The sequence below is a fragment of the Pseudomonas sp. PDM13 genome (genome assembly GCF_025685765.1).
GTDB classification, from domain to species: domain Bacteria; phylum Pseudomonadota; class Gammaproteobacteria; order Pseudomonadales; family Pseudomonadaceae; genus Metapseudomonas; species Metapseudomonas solani.
The window spans coordinates 23,861-39,672 of record NZ_JAOTQU010000008.1; the positions used below are offsets into that span (position 1 = coordinate 23,861).

Below are 15,812 nucleotides of genomic sequence, written 5' to 3' on the forward strand. Positions count from 1 at the left end.
AGACTCGCATTCGGCTGTGCGCCCCGAAGTCACTCGGGTAAACTGGCAGCCTTTTTTCGCAGGGGTCTGATTATGGCGCTCTCTCAGGAGCACAAGAAGCAATACAAATCTATCGGCCACCACCTGAAACCGGTATTGATCGTGGCTGAAAATGGTTTGACCGAAGGCGTGCTCGCCGAGCTGGATCGCGCACTCAACGATCACGAGCTGATCAAAGTGCAGTTCCGCATCACCGAGCGTGACGATCGCCGCGCGCTGATCGAAGAGCTCTGCAGCACTGGAAAATGCGAGCTGGTCCAGGTCATCGGCAAGATGGCGCTGGTCTATCGCCGCAACCCCAAGCCGAACCGCAACCTCTCCAATATCAGCCGCTACAGCGGGCTCTGATAGCCCAGGCCGATGCCCGTGGCGCGCTCAGCGCGCCCGAGCTTTATCACCTGGCACCGGCTGGATGACCAGCAAGGCGCCGCAAAATGCCAGCACCAGGTAGTTGAACGCCAACCAGCGCATGGCGCCTGGCTGCACCTGGTTCACCAGCATGAACACCACCGACATCGCCAGAACGGCTATCAGCAGCTGCCCACGGGAGTCACGCTGCAGGCTGCGCACGCCTTCGATCTGGACCAGAACCACACCCTGAACCAGCACGCAGAAAGCGGTGAAGGCCACCAGCAGCGGCGTCAGGCTGCGCGAGACCTCCTCCACCAGCAGTGGCGCAAGGCCAACGCGCTCCAGGGTGGGGATCACGACGAAGTGCAGAAGCCAGAGGCCACCGACCCAGAATGTCTGGGCCAGCTGCCAACTGGCTGAAGCCGCGCGAAACCGCCGACGATCAGATATGACGGACCTCGACGATCTCGTACTCGATCAGGCCGCTCGGGGTTTTCACCACGACGATGTCGCCCTCTTCCTTACCTACCAGCGCGCGGGCGATGGGCGAACCCACCGACAGCTTGCCTTGCTTGATGTCGGCTTCGTCTTCGCCAACGATCTGGTAGGTCACGGTCTCGTCGGTTTCCACGTTGGCGATATCCACCGTGGTACCGAAGATCACCTTGCCGGTGTGGGCGATGGTGGTGACGTCGATGATCACGGAGTTCTGCAGGCGCCCCTCGATGTCACGGATACGCGCCTCAACCATGCCTTGCTGCTCGCGCGCGGCGTGGTACTCGGCGTTTTCCTTGAGGTCGCCCAGCTCGCGCGCCTCACCAATGGCCTGGCTCAGTTGCGGGCGCATGACCTTGGTCAGATGCGCCAGCTCCTCTTCCAGGGCGCGAGCGCCCTGGACAGTCATGGGGTACTTGTTCATGCCTTGATCCCTGCATGCAGATCCTGCAGCCGGCGAACGGTCTTCTCGGGACCGAACTTGAGCGCTTCACAGACCGCCTGCCCCGCCGCGATGGTGGTGGTGCAGTAGATCTTGTGCTGCAGGGCGTTACGACGAATCGAGTAGGAGTCAGCAATCGACTGGCGCCCCTCGGTGGTATTGATGATCAGGGTAACCTCATCGTTCTTGATCATGTCAACGACATGGGGACGACCCTCGGTCACCTTGTTGACGCGGCGCACCGGCAGGCCGGCAGCCTCGATCACCTTGGCGGTACCAGCGGTAGCGACCACTTCGAAGCCCAGCGCGACCAGGTCACGTGCCACCTGAACGGCTTCGGGCTTGTCGTCTTCGCGCACGCTGATGAACGCGCAACCGGAGTTCGGCAGAATCTCGCTGGCACCCAGCTGCGCCTTGGCGAAGGCCTCGCCGAAGCTGTCGCCTACGCCCATCACTTCACCGGTGGACTTCATTTCCGGGCCGAGGATCGGGTCGACGCCCGGGAACTTGGCGAACGGGAAGACCGCTTCCTTGACACTGAAGAACGGCGGGATGATTTCTTCCTGGTAGCCGGCCTCGGCCAGGCTCTTGCCCGCCATGACGCGTGCCGCCACCTTGGCCAGGGACTCGCCCACGCACTTGGAGACGAACGGCACGGTACGGGAAGCGCGCGGGTTCACTTCGATCACGAAGATATCTTCGCCCTGCACCGCCATCTGCACGTTCATCAGGCCGACGACACCGAGCTCCAAGGCCATTTTCTTGACCTGGTCACGGATCTCGTCCTGGATGTGCTTGGGCAGCGAGTACGGCGGCAGCGAGCAGGCGGAGTCACCGGAGTGCACGCCAGCCTGTTCGATGTGCTGCATGATCGCGCCGATCACGACGCTCTCGCCGTCGCTCACCGCATCCACGTCCACTTCGATGGCGCAGTTGAGGAAGCGATCCAGCAGCACCGGGCTATCGTTGGAAACCTTCACCGCTTCACGCATGTAGCGCTTGAGCTCTTCTTCCTGGTAGACGATTTCCATCGCCCGGCCGCCCAGAACGTAGGACGGACGCACCACCATCGGGTAACCAATGTTCTTCGAAAGGGCCAGGGCCTCGTCTTCACTGCGGGCAGTGGCGTTGGCCGGCTGGCGCAGACCGAGACGCTGAACCATCTGCTGGAAGCGCTCGCGGTCCTCGGCACGGTCGATGGCCTCGGGGCTGGTACCGATGATCGGCACGCCGGCCTCTTCCAGGGCGCGGCAGATCTTCAGCGGAGTCTGGCCGCCGTACTGGACGATAACGCCCTTCGGCTGCTCGACACGGACGATTTCCAGCACGTCTTCCAGGGTGACCGGCTCGAAGTACAGGCGGTCGGAAGTGTCGTAGTCGGTGGAGACGGTTTCCGGGTTGCAGTTGACCATGATGGTCTCGTAACCGTCTTCACGCATGGCCAGTGCCGCGTGTACGCAGCAGTAGTCGAACTCGATGCCCTGGCCGATACGGTTGGGGCCACCGCCGAGGATCATGATCTTCTCGCGGCTAGACGGATTGGCTTCGCACTCTTCCTCGTAGGTCGAGTACATGTAGGCGGTATCGGTGGCGAACTCGGCGGCGCAGGTGTCCACGCGCTTGTACACCGGCAGCACCTTGAGCTTGTGGCGATGGGCACGCAGGCTCTTCTCGGAAACGCCGAGCAGCTTGGCCAGGCGCGCATCGGAGAAGCCCTTGCGCTTGAGCTTGAACATCAGGTCGCGATCGATGGCGGACAGGCCGAGGGTCTGTACGGTCGCCTCATCCTTGACCAGGTCCTCGATCTGCACCAGGAACCACTCGTCGATACGGGTCAGCTCGAACACTTCGGCGATGGTCTTGCCAGCGCGGAAGGCGTCGGCGACATACCAGATACGGTCGGCACTGGGCACGGTCAGTTCGCGACGCAGGGTGCTTTCGGCTTCCGGGTCGTTCAGGTCCAGCTTCGGATCGAAACCGGCAACGCCGACTTCCAGGCCGCGCAGGGCTTTCTGCATGGACTCCTGGAAGGTACGACCGATGGCCATGACTTCACCGACGGACTTCATCTGGGTGGTCAGGCGGGCGTCGGCCTTGGGGAATTTCTCGAAGGCGAAGCGCGGCACCTTGGTGACCACGTAGTCGATGGCCGGCTCGAAGGACGCCGGGGTACGGCCGCCGGTGATGTCGTTGGACAGCTCGTCCAGGGTGTAGCCGACGGCCAGCTTGGCGGCGATCTTGGCGATCGGGAAGCCGGTGGCCTTGGAGGCCAGTGCCGACGAACGCGATACGCGGGGGTTCATCTCGATCACGACCATGCGGCCGGTGTTCGGGCAGATGCCGAACTGGACGTTGGAACCACCGGTCTCGACGCCGATCTCGCGCAATACGGCCAGGGAGGCGTTGCGCAGGATCTGGTATTCCTTGTCGGTCAGGGTCTGGGCCGGGGCCACGGTGATGGAGTCACCGGTGTGCACGCCCATCGGGTCGAAGTTCTCGATGGAGCAGACGATGATGCAGTTGTCCTTCTTGTCGCGGACCACCTCCATCTCGTATTCCTTCCAGCCGATCAGCGATTCGTCGATCAGCAGTTCGCTGGTTGGCGACAGATCCAGGCCGCGGGCGCAGATTTCCTCGAATTCTTCACGGTTGTAGGCGATGCCGCCGCCGGTGCCACCCATGGTGAAGGACGGACGGATGATGCAGGGGAAGCCAACCTTCTCCAGCACGCCGTAGGCTTCTTCCATATTGTGGGCAATGCCGGAAACCGGGCAGGCCAGGCCGATGTCCTTCATGGCCTTGTCGAAGCGCGAGCGGTCTTCGGCCTTGTCGATGGTGTCGGCGTTGGCACCGATCATCTCGACGCCGAACTTCTCCAGCACGCCGTGCTTTTCCAGGTCCAGCGCGCAGTTCAGCGCGGTCTGGCCACCCATGGTCGGCAGCAGTGCGTCGGGGCGCTCCTTCTCGATGATCTTGGCCACGGTGGCCCACTTGATCGGCTCGATGTAGGTGGCGTCGGCCATGGCCGGGTCGGTCATGATGGTGGCCGGGTTGGAGTTCACCAGGATGACGCGGTAACCCTCTTCCTTCAGGGCCTTGCAGGCCTGAGCGCCGGAGTAGTCGAACTCGCAGGCCTGGCCGATGACGATCGGGCCGGCGCCGAGGATCAGGATGCTTTTGATATCTGTACGTTTAGGCATTTTTACTCACTCGAATCCTTGGGTCAGTCGGCAGGCTTAGCGGCGCTTGGCCATGGCTTCGATGAAGCGGTCGAACAGCGGGGCCACATCGTGGGGGCCGGGGCTCGCCTCCGGGTGTCCCTGGAAGCTGAAGGCTTCCTTGTCGGTACGCTCGATACCCTGCAGGGTGCCGTCGAACAGCGACTTGTGGATGGGGCGTACATTGGCCGGCAGGCTGGTCTCGTCCACGGCGAAACCGTGGTTCTGGCTGGTGATCATGACCACGCCGCTGTCCAGGTCCTGGACGGGGTGGTTGGCACCATGGTGGCCGTGACCCATCTTCAGGGTCTTGGCGCCGGACGCCAGGGCCAGCAGCTGGTGGCCGAGGCAGATGCCGAAGACCGGAATCTCGGTCTCGAGGATTTCCTTGATCGCCGCGATGGCGTAGTCGCAGGGCTCGGGGTCGCCAGGGCCGTTGGACAGGAACACGCCATCCGGATTCAGTGCCAGCACTTCGCTGGCCGGGGTCTGCGCGGGGACCACGGTCAGGCGGCAGCCACGGTCGACCAGCATGCGCAGGATGTTCAGCTTCACGCCGTAGTCGAACGCCACCACGTGGTAGGGCAGTTCGCTGGCAGGGATTTCCGGGTGGCTGTCGGTCTTCAGGTCCCAGATGCCGGAGCGCCACTCATAGCGCTCGGTGCAGCTGACCACCTTGGCCAGGTCCATGCCCTTCAGGCCAGGGAAGCTGCGCGCCAGCTCCAGTGCCTTCTCGGCAGTGGCGCCTTCACCGGTGAGGATGCAGCCGTTCTGCGAGCCTTTCTCGCGCAGGATGCGGGTCAGGCGGCGGGTGTCGATACCGGCGATGGCGACGGTGCCATTGGCTTCCAGGTAGTCGGGCAGCGATTGCTTGTTACGCCAGTTGCTGGCCAGCAGCGGCAGATCCCGGATGATCAGGCCGGCAGCCCAGACGCGATCGGACTCGGCATCTTCCGGCGTGGTGCCGGTGTTGCCGATATGGGGATAGGTCAGGGTAACGATTTGCTGGGCATAGGAAGGATCGGTGAGGATTTCCTGGTAGCCGGTCATGGCGGTGTTGAACACCACCTCTCCGATGGTCTGGCCGTCGGCCCCGATGGATTCACCGAGGAAAATGCTGCCGTCGGCAAGCGCGAGTATGGCTGGCTTAGTCAAGAAGACCTCCCGTAGATCAAGGCTGAAGCAAACGCAGGTTGTAAAAAAGCGGGATGACGTTTTGAACCGTCACCCCGCTTTTTTATCTGAGCCATTCTGCGTAACTTTTAGTGGACACACTAAAGCTGCAGCTTACAGGAAAGGCCTTTTACGGTCCACCGTGGAGTAGGACCTTTCGGCAGTCTCAGCGCAGGCCGAGCACATCCTGCATATCGTAGAGGCCCGCTTCCCGCCCTTCCAGCCAAGCGGCCGCGCGAACCGCGCCACGGGCAAAGGTCATGCGGCTCGAGGCCTTGTGGGTGATCTCCACGCGCTCGCCATCGGCGGCGAACAGCACGGTGTGGTCACCGACCACATCGCCGGCGCGCACGGTGGCGAAACCGATGGTTTCGCGCGGGCGGGCGCCGGTCTGGCCTTCGCGACCGTAAACGGCCACTTTTTCCAGATCACGACCCAATGCACTGGCGACGACCTCGCCCATGCGCAGCGCGGTGCCGGACGGCGCATCCACCTTGTGCCGATGGTGGGCTTCGATGATCTCGATATCCACATCGTCACCCAGCACACGGGCGGCCGTGTCGAGCAGCTTCAGGCAGAGGTTCACGCCCACGCTGTAGTTGGCGGCAAAGACGATGGGGATCTCCTTTGCCGCAACGCCCAGCAGCTCCTTTTCCTGAGCACTGAAACCGGTGGTGCCGATGACCATGGCCTTGCCGGCCTTGCGGCAGACTTCCAGGTTCTTAAGGGTCACGGTCGGGTGGGTGAAGTCGATCAGCACGTCGAACTCGTCGATTACCTTGGCCAGGTCGCCCGACAGCGGCACACCGATACGGCCCAGGCCGGCCAGCTCGCCGGCATCGGCACCCACCAGGGTGCTGTCCGGGCGATCGATCGCTGCGGTCAGGCCAGCGCTACCGCCGGTCTGCTGCACCGCCTCGATCAGGATCTTGCCCATGCGCCCGGCGGCGCCCATCACTGCAATACGTCGCATAACCAAAGCTCCAAGCTCCAAGCTGCAAGCCCCGAGCCGCAGGCGCCGCTCCGGGAGCCTGCGCCTGCAGTTGGGGCCGGGATATCAAAGATCGCCGAAGAAGCGCTTCATGCCTTCGAACCAGCTGCTGGCCTTGGGCGAGTGGGAGCCGTCGCTCTGCAGGCTCTTGCGGAACTCTTCGAGGAGCTCGCGCTGGCGCTTATCGAGGTTCACCGGCGTTTCGACCACTACGCGGCACATCAGGTCGCCCGCACCACCACCGCGCACCGGGGCCACGCCCTTGCCGCGCAGGCGGAACAGTTTGCCAGTCTGGGTCGCCTCAGGGATCTTCAGCTTCACACGACCATCAAGAGTCGGCACTTCCAGCTCACCACCCAGGGCGGCGTCGGCGAAGCTGATCGGCACTTCGCAATAGAGGTGCTTGCCGTCGCGCTGGAAGATCGGGTGCTCGCGCACATTGACCACGACATAGAGGTCACCAGCCGGGCCGCCCATCGCGCCCGCTTCGCCTTCGCCCGAGAGACGGATGCGATCACCGGTATCGACGCCAGCCGGCACTTTCACCGACAGGGTCTTGTGCTCTTCCACACGCCCCTGGCCATGGCAGCCGCCACAGGGGTCGGAAATCATCTTGCCGGTGCCATGGCAACGCGGGCAGGTCTGCTGCACCGAGAAGAAGCCCTGCTGCATCCGCACCTGGCCGATGCCGCCACAGGTGGTACAGGTAACCGGGCTGGTGCCCTTCTTGGCGCCGGAGCCTTCGCAGATTTTGCAGTTGACCAGGGTCGGCACGCGAATGGTGACGGTGGTGCCGCGAACCGCTTCTTCCAGGTCCAGCTCCAGGGTGTAACGCAGGTCGCTGCCACGTTGGGCACCACCACGCTGACCACCGCGCTGGCCGCCGAAGAAGTCGCTGAACACGTCGCCAAAGATGTCGGAGAAGCTGGCGCCGCCGAAGCCTGCACCACCACCTGCACCCATCTGCGGATCGACACCGGCGTGGCCGTACTGGTCGTACGCGGCACGCTTGCTGGCGTCGGAGAGCACTTCGTAGGCCTCGTTGGCCTCCTTGAATTTCTCTTCAGCCGCCTTGTCGTCCGGATTGCGGTCCGGGTGGTATTTCATGGCCAGACGACGATAAGCCTTCTTCAGCTCAGCCTCGCTGGCGCCCCGCTCGACACCGAGGATTTCGTAAAAGTCACGTTTAGCCATTGGTTCTCACACTCTTCAAATTTTGCGCCCTCCAGACACGCCGACGCGGGAGCAAGCTCCCGCGCGGCGCATCAACCTGCGGGGCCAGGCCCCGCAGGCAGGAGAGCAAGCAAGCCTGATGCTTACTTGTTGTCCTTGACCTCTTCGAACTCGGCGTCGACGGCATCATCGGATGCCTTGTCGTCGCCGGCCGGAGCACCTTCGCCAGCCTGGGGCTGTTCGGCGTACATCTTCTGCGCCAGCGGAGTGGAAGCCTGGGACAGGGCGTTCATCTTGGCTTCGATCTCGGCCTTGTCGTCGCCCTTGACGGCAACTTCCAGCTCACCCAGCGCCTTCTCGATGGCAGCCTTCTCGTCGGCAGTGGCCTTGTCGCCAGCCTCGGTGACCATCTTGCGGGTCGCATGGACCAGCGCATCACCCTGGTTACGGGCGGCGGCCAGCTCTTCGAACTTGCGATCCTCCTCGGCATTGGCCTCGGCGTCACGCACCATCTGCTGGATTTCGTCCTCGGACAGGCCGGAGTTGGCCTTGATCACGATGGACTGCTGCTTGCCGGTGGCCTTGTCCTTGGCGGACACGTGCAGGATGCCGTTGGCGTCGATGTCGAAGGTCACTTCGACCTGCGGCACACCACGGGGAGCCGGCGGAATCTCGGCCAGGTCGAACTTGCCCAGGGACTTGTTCTGCGCGGCCTGCTTGCGCTCGCCCTGCAGCACGTGAATGGTCACGGCGGACTGGTTGTCGTCGGCGGTCGAGAACACCTGCGACTTCTTGGTCGGGATGGTGGTGTTCTTCTCGATCAGCGCGGTCATCACGCCACCCAGGGTTTCGATACCCAGGGTCAGCGGGGAAACGTCGAGCAGCAGCACGTCCTTCACGTCGCCGGACAGTACGGCGCCCTGGATGGCGGCACCGATGGCCACGGCTTCGTCCGGGTTGACGTCCTTGCGCGCTTCCTTGCCGAAGAAATCGGCAACCTGCTTCTGCACCAGCGGCATGCGGGTCTGGCCGCCGACCAGGATCACTTCGTGGATATCACCCACATCCAGGCCAGCATCCTTCAGCGCGATACGGCACGGCTCGATGGTACGAGCGACCAGGTCTTCGACCAGGGCTTCCAGCTTGGCGCGGGAAATCTTCACGTTCAGGTGCTTCGGACCGGTCTGATCTGCAGTGATGTACGGCAGGTTGACGTCGGTCTGCTGGCTGGAAGACAGCTCGATCTTGGCCTTCTCGGCAGCCTCTTTCAGGCGCTGCATGGCCAGGGGATCGCCCTTCAGGTCCATGCCGGATTCTTTCTTGAACTCGTCGACGAGGTAGTCGATCAGGCGGATGTCGAAGTCCTCGCCACCCAGGAAGGTGTCGCCGTTGGTGGCCAGAACCTCGAACTGGTGCTCGCCGTCGACTTCGGCGATCTCGATCACCGACACGTCGAAGGTACCGCCACCCAGGTCATAGACGATCACGGTGTGGTCGCCCTTGGCCTTGTCCATGCCGTAGGCCAGCGCAGCCGCGGTCGGCTCGTTGATGATGCGCTTGACGTCCAGACCGGCGATACGGCCGGCGTCCTTGGTAGCCTGGCGCTGGCTGTCGTTGAAGTAGGCCGGAACGGTGATCACCGCTTCGGTTACGGTCTCGCCGAGGTAGTCTTCGGCGGTCTTCTTCATCTTCTTCAGCACTTCCGCGGAAATCTGCGGCGGCGCCATCTTCTGGCCCTTCACTTCGACCCAGGCGTCACCGTTGTCGGCCTTGGCGATCTTGTAGGGAACCATCTTGATGTCTTTCTGCACGACGTCTTCTTCGAAGCGACGACCGATCAGACGCTTCACGGCGTACAGGGTGTTGTGCGGGTTGGTCACCGCCTGGCGCTTGGCGGACTGGCCGACAAGGATCTCGCCATCGTTGGTGTAAGCGATGATCGACGGAGTGGTGCGAGTGCCTTCGGCGTTCTCGATCACCTTGACGTTACCGTTCTCCAGGATAGCCACGCAGGAGTTGGTGGTCCCCAGGTCGATACCGATGATTTTGCCCATATTCTCTCTCCCGAAACTTTGGATTTGCCGAGGCCCCGTTTCACTGGCCGCGGCAGCATAAAAACGCTTGAACTAACAAATGGGGGCCGGAGGCCGGATTTCAAGCCTGCTCGTCGATGGACGGCGGCGCTTCACTCGGTGCCTTGCTGACCACCACCATGGCGGGGCGCAGCAGGCGACCGTTGAGCAGGTAGCCCTTCTGGAACACCTTCAGCACGCTGCCGGGCTCCACGTGAGTGCTTTCCTGCATTGCCATGGCCTGGTGGTGCTCCGGGTTGAACGGCGCACCGTGCGGGTCGACTGCCTCCAACTGGTAGCGCTTGAGGGTGTCGTGGAACAGCTTGAGCGTCAGCTCCATGCCCTCGCGCACCGGCTTGATCGACTCGTCATCGGCTGCGGTCAGCTCCAGGCCACGCTCGAGGCTGTCCACCACCGGCAGCAGGTCATTGGCGAATTTTTCCAGCGCGAACTTGTGCGCCTTTTCCACATCCTGCTCGGCACGGCGGCGGATGTTCTGCAATTCGGCGGCAACGCGCAGGGACTGATCCTGGGCGGCAGCCAGTTGCTCTTCCAGCGTCTGCACACGAACCGCCAGATCGTCGCCAGCAGCGCCTTCGGCAGCAGCGTTCGCTTCAGGGTTCTGATTATCCAGGGTCTGTTCGTCAGCCATGCGTTCCTCCTTTCAAAAACGGGCCGGGACATAACCCGGCGATCTGTCCGCCTATATGGGGTCGCAATTTGTCGGTTCAAGGGGGAGGGGTGATTGTCAGGCGGAAAACAAACACTGTATAAATACCCAGCCATCGCCCTGGGAGTGCCGCCATGCTGGTCCACCTTTCCGTTCACAACTACGCCATCGTCGAACACCTCGATCTCGAACTCGCCGGCGGCATGTCGGTGATCACCGGCGAGACCGGTGCAGGCAAGTCGATCATGCTCGACGCACTGGGCCTGACCCTGGGCGACCGCGCCGACAGCGGCGTGGTGCGCCCCGGCGCGGACAAGGCCGACATCCTCGCCAGCTTCGACCTCCACGACATCCCCGAGGCCCGCACCTGGCTCGCCGAGCGCGACCTGGACAACGACGGCCCCTGCATCCTGCGCCGGGTCATCACCGCCGAAGGCCGCTCGCGCGCCTATATAAATGGCACCCCCTGCCCCCAGGGCGACCTCAAGACCCTGGGCGAGCTGCTGATCGACATCCACAGCCAGCATGAGCACCAATCCTTGCTCAAGCTCGACACCCACCGCCGCCTGCTCGACGAATTCGCCAGCGCCAGTGAACTGGCTCGCCAGGTCCAGCTCGCCGCGCAGCGCTGGAAGCAGACCCGCCAGGAGCTGGAGCGCCTGTCCCGCAGCGGCGAAGAACAGCGCGCCCGCCACCAGTTGCTCAGCTATCAGCTGGAAGAGCTGGAGAATCTCGCCCTCGGCGAGTCCGAACTCGACCAGCTGGAGCAGGAGCACAAGAACCTCTCCAACGCCGAAAGCCTGCTCGCCGGCTGCCGCCAAGTGCTGGACATGTGCAGCGAAAGCGACGCCGGCAACGTACTCAGTGCTCTCACCTCCAGCCTCAACCGCCTGACCGCTTTCAACACCCAGCAGGGTGCCATCGCCGAAGCCGTCAACCTGCTGGCCAGCGCCCAGATCCAGGTGGAGGAAGCGGTTGGCGAGATCAACCGCTTCATCGACCACTTCGACGCCGACCCGCAGCGCCAACAGCAACTGGAAGAGCGCCTGGACAGCATCTACACCCTGGCGCGCAAGCACCGCGTACACCCGAGCGAGCTGGCCAACCTGCAGCAATCCCTGCTGGACGAGATCGAAGCACTGAATGCCGATGACGAAGCCGTCGAGCGCCTGACCGAAGAACTCGAGTCCTACACCCGCCACTACCAGACCAAGGCGGCGGAGCTGAGCAAGCTGCGCGGCAAATCCGCCGGCAAGCTGGCCAAGGCCGTGGAAGTCGAGATGCAGCGCCTGGGCATGCCCGGCGGGCGCTTCACCATCGAACTGCACCCGCTGCAGGCACAGGATCCGCAGGCCAACGGCATGGAGCAGGTGGAATTCCTGGTCAGCGCCAACCCCGGCCAGCCCCTCAAGGCACTGGCGAAGGTCGCCTCGGGTGGCGAACTCTCGCGTATCAGCCTGGCCATCCAGGTGATCACCGCCCAGACCTCCCGCGTACCGACCCTGGTCTTCGACGAAGTGGACGTGGGCATCGGCGGCCCCACCGCCGAAGTGGTCGGCCAGCTGCTGCGCCGACTCGGCGAGCGCGGCCAGGTGCTCACCGTCACCCACCTGCCGCAAGTGGCCGCCCAGGGCCACAACCATCTATTCGTGCACAAGGTACGAGGCAGCAAGGAAACACGTACCGCCGTCACCAACCTCACCGAAGCCGCGCGCATCGAGGAAATCGCACGCATGCTCGGTGGATTGGACCTCACCGACGAATCCATCGCCCACGCCAGGAAGATGGTCACCAGCGCCCAGGGCTGATTTCCGGCAAGCGGAAACGAAGAAGGCGACCCCAGGGTCGCCTTCTTCTTTTGCCAACTGGCAGTGCGCTTACTTCTTCTTGCGCACGTACAGCACCAGATTGTGATCGACCAGCTCGAAGCCATGCTCCTTGACGATCTCTTTCTGGCGCTTCTCGATCTCGGTATCGAAGAACTCGATCACCTCACCGCTATCGACGCAGACCATATGGTCGTGGTGACCGCCGTCGGCCAGCTCGAAGACGGCATGGCCGCCATCGAAGTTGTGGCGCACCACGAGACCGGCAGCCTCGAATTGGGTCAGCACGCGGTAGACAGTCGCCAACCCCACGTCCTCACCCGCCTCCATCAGCGCCTTGTAGACATCTTCGGCACTCATGTGGCGCTGCTCGGTGGAGTCAAGCATCTGCAGGATCTTGACTCGAGGCAGGGTCACCTTGAGGCCGGCTTTGCGAAGTTCGTTATTTTCAACCATGGTCAGCTTTCTCGTGGACGCTGCTTCGCAGCTTCCCTTAATGCGGGTATGATCGGATTTTCGTTGCCCAGCCAAGATAGTGGAAGTCACCCACCGATGCAAAACACCAAGCTCTTGCTGACCAGCCTCACCTTCGCAGGTCTGGTCGCACTCGCCGGCTGTTCATTCCCCGGGGTTTACAAAATCGACATCCAGCAGGGCAATGTCGTGACGCAGGACATGATAGACCAGTTGAAGCCCGGAATGACCCGGCGACAAGTGAGGTTTATCATGGGCAACCCACTGATCACCGACACCTTCCACGCCAACCGTTGGGATTACCTCTACAGCATCCAGCCCGGCGGCGGTGATCGCCAGCAGGAGCGCGTCAGCCTGGTGTTCGACGGCAGCGACCAACTGGTCGGCCTGGCCGGTGACTTCATGCCCGGCGTGAGCCGCGACGAAGCCATTCTCGGCAGCGACGGCAGCACCGAAGTGAAGAGCGAGAAGCCTGCCCAGCAACAGCAGGAAGAGAAGCCGAAGCCCGGCTCGCTGCTCGAGCAGATCCAGAAGGAAGTGGACCAGGTGGAAACCGTACCGGTGCCCACGCCCGAGCCGCTGGAAACCTCGCCGCAGTAATCACTGCGCAGAAAAAAGCCCGGACTGGTTCCGGGCTTTTTCATGGGCGCCTGTTATCCAGGCCGCCTATTCCTCTCCTGCCCGCGCCTGGGCCGCACGAGCCGCGCGGAGCTTGCGCACTTCCTTCGGGTCGGCGAGCAGCGGGCGGTAGATCTCAATGCGATCCCCCTCCTCCAGCACACGCGATTCGGGATTGGCCAAAGCCTTGCCAAAGATCCCCAGCGGGCAGGTGGCCAGATCCAGCTCGGGAAACTCCGCCGCCAGCCCTGACGCCATCACTGCCGCACGCGCCGTAGCGCCCACGGCCACATCCAGGCTCAGCAAGCGCTGACGATCGGCCAGCGCACAGACGACCTCGATAGCGATCGACTCAGCCATGAAGCTGCTTGGCTCGCTGACAGAAGGCGTCGACCAGGGTATTCGCGGCCTGATTGAACAGCGGCCCGAGGGTCGCCTTGACGATGGGCCCCGCGTAATCGAACGACAGGTCCAGGCTGATCTTGCAGGCCTTCTCGCCCAGCGCCTTGAAATTCCACACGCCGTGCAGCTCGCTGAATGGGCCTTCTTCCAGGTTCATTTCGATCACCTGCCCCGGCACCAGCCGGTTGCGGGTGACGAAGCGCTGACTGAGCCCGCCCTTGGCCACGCCGAGGCTGGCGACCATCTCGGTTTCGCTCGCCTCCAGCACTTCGCTGGAGGAGCACCAGGGCAGGAACTCGGGGTATCTCGCCACGTCGTTGACCAGATCGTAGAGCGCCTGCGCAGGGTACGGCAGCAGAGCGGAGCGCTGGATATGGGTGGTCATCTGGGCCTCTGAACGTCGGTCAGTCGGCTGCGCCGGAGCGAGCAACACGGCTGGTCAAAAAAAGAGCGCGCATTGTCAGGGATTCACCCCTCGCGCTCAAGCCTACGCCGCCGTAGCGGCCTCGCCTGGGACTCCCTATAATGCCGCGCCTATGGCTAAGCAAAAGAAACATCCCCAAGGCACCATCGCGCAGAACAAGAAGGCTCTGCATGACTACTTCGTCGAACAGCGCTTCGAGGCCGGCATGGCTCTCGCAGGCTGGGAGGTCAAGAGTCTGCGCGCCGGCAAAGCCCAACTGGTGGACAGCTACGTGTTGCTCAAGGACGGCGAAGCCTGGTTGCTCGGCAGCCACTTCACGCCCCTGAAAACCGCCAGCACCCACGTGATCGCCGACCCGGTCCGTACGCGCAAACTGCTGCTGCACAAGCGCGAACTCAGCAAGCTGATCGGCGCGGTCCAGCAGAAGGGTTATGCCTGCGTGGCACTGTCGCTCTACTGGAAGGCCCACCTGGTCAAGTGCGAGATCGCACTGGTCAAGGGCAAGAAGGAATTCGACAAGCGCGCCACCGAGAAGGAACGCGACTCCGATCGCGAGATCGCCCGCGTCATGCGCACCAAAGGCAAGGAAGACTGAGCGCCGACTCACACCGGTCGCCGCTCCAGCCGCAAGGCTGATGCTTCAGATTCCCTGCCTGCGTTGCGCGCGTTCCATCCGTAGCGCTTCCAGTTGCCCTTCCGCCAAGACCTCCTGCACGTAATCGATGTGCTGGTGCGAGATTTCCCGCGCCTCCTCAGCACGTCGCTCGACGATCGCCTCGAACAAGGCCCGGTGCTGCCTCATCAGCATGTCGCGGGTCTCGCCGCGCTGCAGGTACATGCCTCCAATATTGGTGACCACGTTGTGCTTGAGCAGTTCGAACAAGCCGCGGATGGTGTGCAGCAGCACGGCGTTATGGCTGGCTTCGGCGATCGCCAGGTGGAAGCGCGCATCGGCGGCGCCCTCTTCTTCCCGGGTCGCCTTGCTGCCGGGCATGTAGCAGGCCTGCAACGCCTCGAAGGCTTCGCGCAGGCGCTCATGGTCGACCGAGGTCGCGCGCTGCGCCGCATAGAAGGCGCATGAACCCTCCAGCGTGTGGCGGAACTCCAGCAGGTCGCGCTGGGCATCCGGATTGCCTTCCAGCAGCGACAGCAACGGGTCGCTGAAGGTGGAGCCCAGCTCGGCGGACACATAGTTGCCCCCGCCCTGGCGGCTGATCAGCAAACCCTTGGCCACCAGCTTCTGGATCGCCTCGCGCAGCGACGGCCGGGACACCCCGAACTGCTCCGCCAGCAGGCGCTCCGCCGGCAGCCGCTCACCGGCCTTCAGGGTGCCTTCGAGGATCATCGACTCCAGGTGACTGACGATGTCATCCGACAGACGGCGCTGACGCACCTGACCAAATCCCATACCCCTCCCGCCTCTTTTCCACAGCCCATCCGGGCA

At 63.2% G+C, this 15,812-nt stretch carries 16 protein-coding genes; 4 read left to right on the forward strand and 12 right to left on the reverse strand.

Annotated elements, in window-relative coordinates:
- Window positions 1-72: 72 nt before the first annotated feature.
- Entirely contained in the window at window positions 73-387 is a 315-nt protein-coding gene (locus OEJ36_RS10570) for a YhbY family RNA-binding protein (protein ID WP_263401487.1), read from the forward strand.
- 27 nt (window positions 388-414) lie between these two features.
- On the opposite strand, the gene OEJ36_RS10575 is transcribed toward OEJ36_RS10570, so the two are convergent.
- From OEJ36_RS10575 to grpE, 8 genes are all read right to left on the reverse strand, one after another.
- Window positions 415-840 (reverse strand): hypothetical protein, encoded by a 426-nt coding sequence (locus OEJ36_RS10575; protein ID WP_043245232.1) that lies wholly within the window; start codon window positions 838-840, stop codon window positions 415-417.
- Window positions 833-1,309, reverse strand: a complete 477-nt coding sequence (gene greA / locus OEJ36_RS10580; protein WP_031288836.1) for a transcription elongation factor GreA — start codon at window positions 1,307-1,309, stop codon at window positions 833-835. Before greA ends, OEJ36_RS10575 begins: the two co-directional genes overlap by 8 nt.
- Window positions 1,306-4,527, reverse strand: a complete 3,222-nt coding sequence (gene carB / locus OEJ36_RS10585; RefSeq protein WP_043245229.1) for a carbamoyl-phosphate synthase large subunit — start codon at window positions 4,525-4,527, stop codon at window positions 1,306-1,308. Before carB ends, greA begins: the two co-directional genes overlap by 4 nt.
- 36 nt (window positions 4,528-4,563) lie before the next feature.
- Entirely contained in the window at window positions 4,564-5,700 is a 1,137-nt protein-coding gene (gene carA, locus OEJ36_RS10590) for a glutamine-hydrolyzing carbamoyl-phosphate synthase small subunit (protein ID WP_021222327.1), read from the reverse strand.
- 184 nt (window positions 5,701-5,884) lie between these two features.
- Window positions 5,885-6,691 carry a 4-hydroxy-tetrahydrodipicolinate reductase gene (gene dapB, locus OEJ36_RS10595; RefSeq protein WP_263401488.1) on the reverse strand — a complete coding sequence of 269 codons (807 nt, stop codon included), beginning with the start codon at window positions 6,689-6,691 and terminating at the stop codon, window positions 5,885-5,887.
- An 84-nt stretch (window positions 6,692-6,775) separates the two neighbouring features.
- Window positions 6,776-7,903 carry a molecular chaperone DnaJ gene (dnaJ, locus tag OEJ36_RS10600; RefSeq protein ID WP_263401489.1) on the reverse strand — a complete coding sequence of 376 codons (1,128 nt, stop codon included), beginning with the start codon at window positions 7,901-7,903 and terminating at the stop codon, window positions 6,776-6,778.
- 122 nt (window positions 7,904-8,025) lie between these two features.
- Window positions 8,026-9,936, reverse strand: a complete 1,911-nt coding sequence (gene dnaK, locus OEJ36_RS10605; RefSeq protein WP_021222330.1) for a molecular chaperone DnaK — start codon at window positions 9,934-9,936, stop codon at window positions 8,026-8,028.
- Between the two features lie 100 nt (window positions 9,937-10,036).
- Window positions 10,037-10,606: a nucleotide exchange factor GrpE gene (gene grpE, locus OEJ36_RS10610; RefSeq protein WP_021222331.1), complete on the reverse strand. Its 570-nt coding sequence runs from the start codon at window positions 10,604-10,606 to the stop codon at window positions 10,037-10,039.
- 152 nt (window positions 10,607-10,758) lie between these two features.
- On the opposite strand from grpE, the gene recN reads away from it, so the two are divergent.
- On the forward strand, window positions 10,759-12,432 hold the full coding sequence (gene recN / locus OEJ36_RS10615) for a DNA repair protein RecN (RefSeq protein ID WP_263401490.1): 1,674 nt from the start codon (window positions 10,759-10,761) through the stop codon (window positions 12,430-12,432).
- 69 nt (window positions 12,433-12,501) lie between these two features.
- On the opposite strand, the gene fur is transcribed toward recN, so the two are convergent.
- Window positions 12,502-12,906 (reverse strand): ferric iron uptake transcriptional regulator, encoded by a 405-nt coding sequence (gene fur / locus OEJ36_RS10620; protein WP_021222333.1) that lies wholly within the window; start codon window positions 12,904-12,906, stop codon window positions 12,502-12,504.
- A gap of 96 nt (window positions 12,907-13,002) precedes the next feature.
- On the opposite strand from fur, the gene OEJ36_RS10625 reads away from it, so the two are divergent.
- Window positions 13,003-13,524, forward strand: coding sequence for an outer membrane protein assembly factor BamE (locus OEJ36_RS10625; RefSeq protein ID WP_263401491.1), 522 nt, complete (start codon window positions 13,003-13,005; stop codon window positions 13,522-13,524).
- Between the two features lie 66 nt (window positions 13,525-13,590).
- Here the strand turns inward: OEJ36_RS10625 and OEJ36_RS10630 are convergent, their stop codons facing one another.
- Window positions 13,591-13,902, reverse strand: a complete 312-nt coding sequence (locus tag OEJ36_RS10630; RefSeq protein WP_263401492.1) for an RnfH family protein — start codon at window positions 13,900-13,902, stop codon at window positions 13,591-13,593.
- Complete coding sequence (locus tag OEJ36_RS10635; protein ID WP_263401493.1) at window positions 13,895-14,329, reverse strand: type II toxin-antitoxin system RatA family toxin; 435 nt, start codon at window positions 14,327-14,329, stop codon at window positions 13,895-13,897. Before OEJ36_RS10635 ends, OEJ36_RS10630 begins: the two co-directional genes overlap by 8 nt.
- Before the next feature lie 151 nt (window positions 14,330-14,480).
- Here OEJ36_RS10635 and smpB point away from each other — a divergent pair, with 151 nt between their 5' ends.
- Complete coding sequence (gene smpB / locus OEJ36_RS10640; RefSeq protein ID WP_021222337.1) at window positions 14,481-14,963, forward strand: SsrA-binding protein SmpB; 483 nt, start codon at window positions 14,481-14,483, stop codon at window positions 14,961-14,963.
- Between the two features lie 45 nt (window positions 14,964-15,008).
- Here smpB and OEJ36_RS10645 read toward each other — a convergent pair whose 3' ends face one another.
- A complete protein-coding gene (locus tag OEJ36_RS10645; protein ID WP_263401494.1) occupies window positions 15,009-15,776 on the reverse strand; it encodes an FCD domain-containing protein in 768 nt (255 codons plus the stop codon).
- Window positions 15,777-15,812: the final 36 nt, after the last annotated feature.

Bases quoted from the DNA above. Each gene is read 5' to 3' on its own strand.
- dnaK (WP_021222330.1), bottom strand. From the start codon at position 9,936: ATGGGCAAAATCATCGGTATCGACCTGGGGACCACCAACTCCTGCGTG.
- OEJ36_RS10630 (WP_263401492.1), bottom strand. From the start codon at position 13,902: ATGGCTGAGTCGATCGCTATCGAGGTCGTCTGTGCGCTGGCCGATCGT.
- smpB (WP_021222337.1), top strand. From the start codon at position 14,481: ATGGCTAAGCAAAAGAAACATCCCCAAGGCACCATCGCGCAGAACAAG.
- OEJ36_RS10570 (WP_263401487.1), top strand. From the start codon at position 73: ATGGCGCTCTCTCAGGAGCACAAGAAGCAATACAAATCTATCGGCCAC.
- OEJ36_RS10645 (WP_263401494.1), bottom strand. From the start codon at position 15,776: ATGGGATTTGGTCAGGTGCGTCAGCGCCGTCTGTCGGATGACATCGTC.
- carB (WP_043245229.1), bottom strand. From the start codon at position 4,527: ATGCCTAAACGTACAGATATCAAAAGCATCCTGATCCTCGGCGCCGGC.
- dnaJ (WP_263401489.1), bottom strand. From the start codon at position 7,903: ATGGCTAAACGTGACTTTTACGAAATCCTCGGTGTCGAGCGGGGCGCC.
- recN (WP_263401490.1), top strand. From the start codon at position 10,759: ATGCTGGTCCACCTTTCCGTTCACAACTACGCCATCGTCGAACACCTC.
- dapB (WP_263401488.1), bottom strand. From the start codon at position 6,691: ATGCGACGTATTGCAGTGATGGGCGCCGCCGGGCGCATGGGCAAGATC.
- greA (WP_031288836.1), bottom strand. From the start codon at position 1,309: ATGAACAAGTACCCCATGACTGTCCAGGGCGCTCGCGCCCTGGAAGAG.
- OEJ36_RS10625 (WP_263401491.1), top strand. From the start codon at position 13,003: ATGCAAAACACCAAGCTCTTGCTGACCAGCCTCACCTTCGCAGGTCTG.
- grpE (WP_021222331.1), bottom strand. From the start codon at position 10,606: ATGGCTGACGAACAGACCCTGGATAATCAGAACCCTGAAGCGAACGCT.
- OEJ36_RS10635 (WP_263401493.1), bottom strand. From the start codon at position 14,329: ATGACCACCCATATCCAGCGCTCCGCTCTGCTGCCGTACCCTGCGCAG.
- fur (WP_021222333.1), bottom strand. From the start codon at position 12,906: ATGGTTGAAAATAACGAACTTCGCAAAGCCGGCCTCAAGGTGACCCTG.